Raw genomic sequence first — 613 nt, 5'->3', positions numbered from 1 at the left:
CAAAGAGACAAAGACCGTTCCCCCATCACACACAATCAAAATGTCACAGTGCATGTTAATGGGGCGCGTGAACCCATGGCCACTGGTCGTGCGGTTGCCCATGCTTTGCAACGGGCACGCGCTAATGCGCTGCATGGCGGGACAGAGTAATGACACAATCAAGGGGAGGGAGCCTATGAGAGATCCTTTGATGATGTTAGGTCCGCATCAATTTTATGTGGACTGGCTAAATTTCCAATCTTTTGAAGAAGAGTTTTCTGCCTCATGGGTTTGTATGGAGCGTTTTGGCAAGGCACCCAGTTTGCAATTTACCGGCTATGGCAATGATGCAAAAACCATTCATGGGGTTTGGTTTCCAGAAGAATTTGGTGACCGTGTAGCCATTGATGCCATCACTACAACTATCCGAAGAGCAAAGCCGGTTCAGATGCTTCGTTGGATCAATGATACGACCTATAGTGTCCTTCTCCATGGACCCGTAGTAATCACCACGATCAATAAAGACCACGACTATATCAGTCGCTCTGGTCAATCCCAGCGCATCCGCTATTCCATTACGCTCTTGCCCTTTTTTAATGGCGGAAAACCACAAGGACAATACCAAGAGAGACAA

1 protein-coding gene is annotated in these 613 nt (G+C 47.6%); it reads left to right on the top strand.

Going from position 1 to position 613, the window contains the following annotated elements; all coding sequences use genetic code 11:
• Nucleotides 1–175: 175 nt before the first annotated feature.
• Nucleotides 176–613 (top strand): phage tail protein (locus tag ACFIMP_RS09905; protein WP_375686350.1); only part of this gene is annotated, 438 nt, incomplete at its 3' end.

Source organism: Bartonella sp. AP65SXKL (assembly GCF_042195725.1).
Taxonomy (GTDB): Bacteria; Pseudomonadota; Alphaproteobacteria; order Rhizobiales; family Rhizobiaceae; genus Bartonella.
The sequence above is the reverse complement of the archived record's forward strand: the minus strand, read 5'-3'. Positions and strand labels throughout refer to the sequence as shown.